This is a genomic window from Nocardia neocaledoniensis (assembly GCF_029868625.1).
Classification (GTDB): Bacteria; Actinomycetota; Actinomycetes; order Mycobacteriales; family Mycobacteriaceae; genus Nocardia; species Nocardia neocaledoniensis_A.
The window spans coordinates 1-7,473 of record NZ_JARWOJ010000114.1 but is presented as its reverse complement, the minus strand read 5'-3'; the positions used below and the strand labels follow the sequence as shown (position 1 = coordinate 7,473).

Here is a 7,473-nt window from a genome sequence, read left to right as displayed (position 1 = left end):
GCGGTGGTTCGCCGTCCGCGCGGGGGGGGGCGCCGCCCCCCCCGGGGGGCGTGTCCGGGGGCGCCCCGGGCGCGCACGCCGGTGTAGTCGTGCCGATGGAAGAACTCGGCGAGCTGGGCCGGTTCGGTGAGGGTGTCGGGGTCCTCGGCGGAGTTGACCAATTCGACCGCCGCCAGCAACGCCGCTTCGGTGTCATGAGCGAAAACCACATTGACACATTACCGCAAGCTGCTTACCGTCATTAGTCATGGCGACGTTGACTCATGACGCAACCGCGCGACGGATGCGCACCGGCCTGCTGTTCGCGGTGGCCTCCGCCGCGTCGTTCGGGCTGTCCGGCTCGCTCGCGCGCGGACTGATGAACGCGGGGTGGAGCGCGGCCGCCGTGGTCGCCGTGCGCGTCCTGCTCGCCGCGGCCGTCCTGCTCCCCCTGGCGATTCCGCAGTTGCGCGGGCGCTGGACGCTGTTGCGGGAGAACCTGACTCTCGTCGTCGCCTACGGCTTGATCGCGGTGGCGGGCACCCAGCTGGCCTACTTCAACGCGGTCGCGCACATGGAGGTCGGCGTCGCGCTGCTCATCGAATTCGCCGCGCCGATCGCGATCGTCGGGTGGCTGTGGTTACGGCACCGGCAACGTCCCGGTGCCGCGACCGTGACCGGCGCCCTGCTCGGGATCACCGGCCTGCTCCTGGTACTCGACGTACTGTCCGGCGTATCCGCCGACCCGATCGGCGTCATGTGGGCGCTGGGCTCGATGGTCGGCGCCGCGACCTACTTCCTGCTCTCGGCCGAAGGCGGCGACCTGCCCGGCACCGTGCTGGCCGCGGGCGGCCTGCTGATCGGCGGGGTGGTCCTGCTCCTCGCGGGCGCCGCGGGCATCGTCCCCCTGCGCGCCACCACCGCCACCGTGGTCTTCGAGGACTTCAGCACGCCCTGGTGGGTGCCGATCCTGCTCATCGGCATCGTCACGGCCGCGATCGCCTACGTCACCGGCATCGCCGCGACCCGGCGCCTCGGGTCACGGCTCGCGTCCTTCGTCGCCCTCAACGAAGTGCTCGCCGCGCTCATCTTCGCCTGGGCCCTGCTCGGCGAGGCACCCCGGCCGATCCAATTGCTCGGCGGCGCACTGATTCTCGTCGGCGTGATCGCGGTGCGACTCGGCGAACCGGTGCCGCACGCGATCGGCGACCCCGCCGTGCCCGCCGTCACCGAGGTGGCCGCCGGACCCGAGGTGCGGTCGTGAGTCACCAGCGGTAGTCGAGGAACTTCCCGTCGAGAGTGATCACCACTCGGTCGCCGTCCGGATCCGGGCGGCGGGCGATGTCGATGTTGAAGTTGATGGCGCTCATGATGCCGTCGCCGAATTCCTCGTGGATCAGGGCTTTCAGCGCGGGACCGTAGACCGAGACCGCCTCGACCAGGCGGTAGATCGTCGGATCGGCCAGCTGGGCCGGATCGGCACCGCGCGACGGTTGCAGCCGCAGGCTCTCGGCGACGGTCTCGTCGAGGTCGAGCAGCGCGCAGACCGCGGCCGCCTGTTCCGCGGTCATCGGATGCTGACCGAGCAGGGCTGCCGTCGTCCACACCAGCGGCGCGCCCAGCGATTCCGCGATGGCGGCCCAGGTGAGCCCCTTGCGGATACGGGCGGCGACGACGAGGTCGGCGGCGGCTGACTTGCTCATGATCGGTTGCATGCGGGCTCCTGAGATCGGGGTCGTCGCCAGCCTGCCACCCGCCGCCACGCCCCCGCCATAGTGGCATACCACTATTTACGCAGCGGCAACCTTCAGTGATCGGCAGGCAATCTCCGCCGCGAAAACTACTGTGCTGGAAGCACTACGAATGGGGTTGCATGTCCTACCTGAAACCGGCCGACTTCGTCGAGAAGATGATCGATGCGGGCGAGGCCAAAGCGTTCATGTCCACCCGCGACACCGTGATCCGCGCGTACATGGCGGGCGCCATCCTCGCACTGGCCGCCGCGTTCGCGGTCACCATCACCGTGAACACCGGCGAGCCACTGCTGGGCGCGGTGCTGTTCCCGGTCGGCTTCTGCATGCTGTACCTGCTCGGATTCGACTTGCTCACCGGCGTTTTCACGCTCGTGCCGCTGGCCCTGCTGGATAAGCGACGCGGCGTCACGGTGCGCTCGATGCTGCGCAACTGGGGACTCGTGTTCGTCGGCAACTTCGCCGGCGCGTTCACCGTCGCCGTGATGATGGCGATCATCCTGACCATGGGTTTCTCGATGGACCCCAGCGCGGTCGGTGAGAAGCTGGGCGAGATCGGCGAATCCCGCACCGTCGGCTACGCCGAACACGGCGGTGCAGGCATGCTCACGCTGTTCATCCGCGCGGTCCTGTGCAACTGGATGGTCTCCACCGGCGTCGTCGCCGCGATGATGTCGACCTCGGTGTCGGGCAAGGTGATCGCGATGTGGATGCCCATCATGCTCTTCTTCTACATGGGCTTCGAGCACTCGATCGTCAACATGTTCCTGTTCCCCTCCGGCCTGCTCCTGGGCGGCGACTTCTCCCTGGGCGACTACCTCATCTGGAACGAGATCCCCACGGTGGTCGGCAACCTCGTGGGCGGCCTCACCTTCGTCGGCCTCACCCTCTACGCCACGCACGCGCGCACCGCGCCGTCACGGCGGCCGGACGTGGCCGAATCCGCCGCGGAGTGAGCACCGCCATCGGCGACACCCCAAGGTGAAGCACGATTATTTCAGTTTTCCCGTGCGGGACGGACCTCGCTCGCTACTCTCTGGCTCACCCACAGCAGTGGGACAGCGCGAATCAGGAGTACCTCATGAGCTTCACCCTCACCCGGCGGGCCGGCGTCGGACTGACAACCTTCGGTGCGGTCGCGGCGGCGGCCGTGCTCGTCGCACCGCAGGCCTCGGCGCTCGTCCAGTCGATCGCGGTCAGCGGGAGCACCCACTACGTCGACACCGCCTACACCGTGACCGCCGATGTCACCGCGACCTCGTTCCTGTTCAAGGTGACCTTCACCGACAACGGCACCCAGATCGGTGAGCCGGTCTCGGTGTCCAACGGCAAGGCGACGATCACTTGGACGCCGAAGACCACCGGCACCCACGAGATCAAAGCCGTCCAGGAACTCGTGAGCTCCAAGACCATCACCGTGAACGTCGTCCCCAAGCCGACCAACCCCGGCCCCGGCGACGGCGACAGCGGTTCGGGCGGCCTCGGCGGACTCCTCGACGCCCTGACCGGCTCGGCCGGCTGACCGAACTACCGACCCCCGGAAACGACGAACGCCCCGCCCCCTCGAAAGGGGACGGGGCGTTCGCGCTATCGACTAGCGGTAGTCGCTGAAACCGTAGTCGTCCAGCGGCACCGCGGCACCGGTGGAGGAGCCGAAGCTGTCCGGCGAGTAGTAGGTGTCGTCGTAGGACGGCACCGCGTACGCGGCGGCACGGGCTTCTTCGGTCGGCTGCACCTGGATGTTGCGGTAACGGTTGATACCGGTACCGGCCGGGATGAGCTTACCGATGATCACGTTCTCCTTCAGGCCGATCAGCTTGTCGGAGCGGCAGTTGATGGCCGCGTCCGTCAGCACTCGGGTGGTCTCCTGGAAGGAGGCCGCCGACAGCCACGAATCGGTGGCCAGCGACGCCTTGGTGATACCCATCAGCACCGGACGGCCGGAGGCGGGCTCGCCACCCTCGGCCACCACGCGACGGTTCGAGGCCTCGAACTCGGCACGCTCGGTGAGCGAACCGGGCAGGAACTCGGTCGCACCCGAATCGATGATCGTCACGCGACGCAGCATCTGGCGCACGATGACCTCGATGTGCTTGTCGTGGATCGACACACCCTGCGAGCGGTAGACCTCCTGGACCTCGTGGACCAGGTGGACCTGCACCTGACGGGGACCCATCACGCGCAGCACCTCGTGCGGATCGGCAGCGCCCTCGAGCAGCTGCTGACCCACCTCCACGTGGTCACCGTCGGCCAGCAGGCGCTCGGTGCCGTCGTCGTGCTTGAACACCCGCAGACGCTGACGCTTCGAGAGCTTGTCGTAGACGACTTCCTCGGACCCGTCATCAGGGATGATCGTGATCTTGTAGAAGCGGTCGTCGTCCTCGAGGCGCACCCGGCCCGAGACCTCCGCGATCGGCGCCTTGCCCTTGGGGACACGGGCCTCGAAGAGCTCCTGGACACGCGGCAGACCACCGGTGATGTCGTCACCCGCGACACCACCCTGGTGGAAGGTACGCATGGTCAGCTGGGTACCCGGCTCACCGATGGACTGGGCGGCGACGATGCCGACGGCCTCGCCGATGTCGACCAGCTTGCCGGTGGCCATCGAGCGGCCGTAGCAGGTGGCGCAGACGCCGGTACCGGTGGTGCAGGTCAGCACGGAGCGGACCTTCACCTCGGTGATGCCGGCCTCGAGCAGCGCCTCCAGGGCCGGGTCGCCGAGATCGGCGCCCTTGGCCACGATGACGTTGCCCTTCTCGTCGACCGCGTCGGTCGCCAGGGTGCGCGCGTAGGTCGAGGTCTCGACGTGCGCGTCCCGGATGAGCGAGCCGTCGGCCTGCTTCTCCGCGATCGGCACGACGATGCCGCGCTCGGTGCCACAGTCGTGCTCGCGCACGATGACATCCTGCGAGACGTCGACCAGACGACGGGTCAGGTAACCCGAGTCGGCGGTACGCAGCGCGGTATCGGCCAGACCCTTACGAGCACCGTGGGTGTTGATGAAGTACTCGAGCACGGTCAGGCCCTCACGGAAGGAGGACTTGATCGGGCGCGGGATGAACTCACCCTTCGGGTTCGTCACCAGGCCCTTCATACCGGCGAGGGTACGGGTCTGGGTGAAGTTACCGGTCGCGCCCGAGTCGACGATCGTGATGATCGGGTTGTCGGCCGGGTAGTGCGAACGCAGCGCCGTACCGACCTCTTCGGTCGCTTCCTGCCAGATCTTGACCAGGGCGTTGTTGCGCTCCTGGTGATCGAGAGCACCACGCTGGTACTTCTTCTCGATCTGATCCGCCATGGCCTCGTACCGCTCCATGATCTCGGCCTTCTCCGGCGGAACGAGCACGTCCGACATGGAGACGGTGACACCCGAACGCGTGGCCCAGTAGAAGCCGGCGTCCTTGAGCTTGTCGACGGTCTGCGCGACGACGATCATCGGGTAGCGCTCGGCCAGATCGTTGATGATCGTGGCCTGCCGCTTCTTCGGCATCGGCTCGTTGATGAACGCGTAGTCCGCCGGAAGCAGATCGTTGAACAGCACGCGACCCAGGGTGGTCTCGGCCAGCCACGCGTCACCGCGACGCCAGCCGTCCGGGAACAGCTCCGCCTCGATCTCCTTCGGCGGGCGCTGCTCGGTGAGCCGCACCTTGATCATCGAACGCACGGTGAGCTCACCGCGGTCGACGGCCATCTGGGCCTCGGCGGGCGAGGAGTACACGCCGTACTCCGGCTCGTCCTTGCCCGCGGCCTTGTAGGTGCCGACACCCTTCTCGTCGAGACGGGTCAGGTAGAACAGGCCGGTCACCATGTCCAGACGCGGCATCGCCAGCGGGCGACCCGACGCCGGGGACAGGATGTTGTTCGACGACAGCATCAGGATGCGCGCCTCGGCCTGCGCCTCCGCCGACAGCGGCAGGTGCACGGCCATCTGGTCACCGTCGAAGTCGGCGTTGAACGCCTCACACACGAGCGGGTGCAGCTGGATGGCCTTGCCTTCGACCAGCTGCGGCTCGAAGGCCTGGATACCCAGGCGGTGCAGGGTGGGCGCGCGGTTCAGCAGCACCGGGTGCTCGGCGATGACCTCTTCGAGGACATCCCACACCTGGGGACGCTGACGCTCGACCATCCGCTTGGCGGACTTGATGTTCTGCGCGTGGTTCAGGTCGACCAGACGCTTCATGACGAACGGCTTGAACAGCTCGAGCGCCATCAGCTTCGGCAGACCACACTGGTGCAGCTTGAGCTGCGGACCGACGACGATGACCGAACGGCCCGAGTAGTCGACACGCTTGCCGAGCAGGTTCTGACGGAAACGACCCTGCTTGCCCTTGAGCAGATCGCTCAGCGACTTCAGCGGGCGGTTACCCGGTCCGGTGACCGGACGGCCACGACGGCCGTTGTCGAACAGCGCGTCGACGGACTCCTGCAGCATCCGCTTCTCGTTGTTGACGATGATCTCGGGCGCGCCCAGATCGATCAGTCGCTTGAGGCGGTTGTTGCGGTTGATCACGCGGCGGTACAGGTCGTTCAGGTCGGAGGTGGCGAAGCGGCCACCGTCGAGCTGAACCATCGGGCGCAGCTCCGGCGGGATCACCGGAACCGCGTCGAGCACCATGCCCATGGGCGAGTTGCCGTTGGCCTGGAAGGCCGCGACGACCTTGAGGCGCTTGAGCGCGCGCAGCTTCTTCTGGCCCTTGCCGCTGCGGATGGTCTCGCGCAGCGACTCCGCCTCGGCGTCGATGTCGAAGTTCTCCATCAGCTTCTGGATGGACTCCGCACCCATGGCGCCGGTGAAGTACTCGCCGTAGCGGTCGACGAGCTCGCGGTAGAGCACCTCGTCGACGATGAGCTGCTTGACGGCCAGCTTGGTGAAGGTGGTCCAGATCTCGTCGAGACGATCCAGCTCACGCTGGGCGCGGTCGCGCAGCTGACGCATCTCGCGCTCGCCGCCGTCCTTGACCTTGCGGCGGACGTCGGACTTGGCGCCCTCGGCCTCCAGCTCGGCCAGGTCGGCCTCGAGCTTCTGCGCGCGGGCCTCGAGGTCGGCGTCGCGCTGATCGGCGACAGCCTTCTTCTCGACCTCCATCTCGGCCTCGAGGGTGCTGAGCTCGTTGTGGCGCAGCTCCTCGTCGACACCGACGATGACGTAGGCGGCGAAGTAGATGATCTTCTCGAGATCCTTCGGCGCCAGATCCAGCAGGTAGCCCAGGCGCGACGGAACGCCCTTGAAGTACCAGATGTGGGTGACCGGTGCGGCCAGCTCGATGTGGCCCATGCGCTCACGACGCACCTTGGCGCGAGTCACCTCGACGCCACAGCGCTCACAGATGATGCCCTTGAAGCGGACGCGCTTGTACTTGCCGCAGTAGCACTCCCAGTCCCGGGTGGGGCCGAAGATCTTCTCGCAGAAGAGCCCGTCCTTCTCCGGCTTGAGCGTGCGGTAGTTGATGGTCTCCGGCTTCTTGACCTCGCCATAGCTCCACTGGCGGATGTCTTCAGCGGTGGCCAGGCCGATCCGGAGTTCATCGAAGAAGTTGACGTCTAGCACGTAACTTCCTTTCCCCTGTTCGGGTCGAATTCGAGCAAAAAGTTCACTAGTTACCGATCGCGGGTCCGGGGGGGGGGGCCCCCACACCCGCCCCCGCGCCAAACAAGATGTGGGAAAAATAGGCCGGGGGGGGGGGGGGTTGGGGGGGGGTGGGTTGGCGGGGGTGGGCCGGGCCGGGGCCCAACACGCACGGGG

At 67.2% G+C, this 7,473-nt stretch carries 5 protein-coding genes and 1 pseudogene; 3 read left to right on the top strand and 3 right to left on the bottom strand.

Going from position 1 to position 7,473, the window contains the following annotated elements; all coding sequences use genetic code 11:
• Nucleotides 1-209: pseudogene (locus QH270_RS07790) on the bottom strand (CGNR zinc finger domain-containing protein); the annotation flags it as partial.
• Between the two features lie 38 nt (nt 210-247).
• Here QH270_RS07790 and QH270_RS07785 point away from each other — a divergent pair.
• Nucleotides 248-1,243 carry an EamA family transporter gene (locus QH270_RS07785; protein ID WP_280339820.1) on the top strand — a complete coding sequence of 332 codons (996 nt, stop codon included), beginning with the start codon at nt 248-250 and terminating at the stop codon, nt 1,241-1,243.
• Between the two features lies 1 nt (nt 1,244).
• On the opposite strand, the gene cynS is transcribed toward QH270_RS07785, so the two are convergent.
• The gene (cynS, locus tag QH270_RS07780) at nt 1,245-1,694 is read right to left on the bottom strand and encodes a cyanase (RefSeq protein ID WP_280339819.1); all 450 of its coding nucleotides are present in this window, start codon (nt 1,692-1,694) and stop codon (nt 1,245-1,247) included.
• A 158-nt stretch (nt 1,695-1,852) separates the two neighbouring features.
• Here cynS and QH270_RS07775 point away from each other — a divergent pair, with 158 nt between their 5' ends.
• Nucleotides 1,853-2,686 (top strand): formate/nitrite transporter family protein, encoded by an 834-nt coding sequence (locus QH270_RS07775; RefSeq protein WP_280339817.1) that lies wholly within the window; start codon nt 1,853-1,855, stop codon nt 2,684-2,686.
• Between the two features lie 125 nt (nt 2,687-2,811).
• Complete coding sequence (locus QH270_RS07770; protein ID WP_280339815.1) at nt 2,812-3,252, top strand: Ig-like domain repeat protein; 441 nt, start codon at nt 2,812-2,814, stop codon at nt 3,250-3,252.
• Between the two features lie 72 nt (nt 3,253-3,324).
• On the opposite strand, the gene QH270_RS07765 is transcribed toward QH270_RS07770, so the two are convergent.
• A complete protein-coding gene (locus QH270_RS07765; RefSeq protein ID WP_280339814.1) occupies nt 3,325-7,278 on the bottom strand; it encodes a DNA-directed RNA polymerase subunit beta' in 3,954 nt (1,317 codons plus the stop codon).
• Nucleotides 7,279-7,473 lie beyond the last annotated feature (195 nt).

Coding starts and splice junctions, on each gene's coding strand:
- QH270_RS07785 (WP_280339820.1), top strand. CDS start 248: ATGGCGACGTTGACTCATGACGCAACCGCGCGACGGATGCGCACCGGC.
- cynS (WP_280339819.1), bottom strand. CDS start 1,694: ATGCAACCGATCATGAGCAAGTCAGCCGCCGCCGACCTCGTCGTCGCC.
- QH270_RS07775 (WP_280339817.1), top strand. CDS start 1,853: ATGTCCTACCTGAAACCGGCCGACTTCGTCGAGAAGATGATCGATGCG.
- QH270_RS07770 (WP_280339815.1), top strand. CDS start 2,812: ATGAGCTTCACCCTCACCCGGCGGGCCGGCGTCGGACTGACAACCTTC.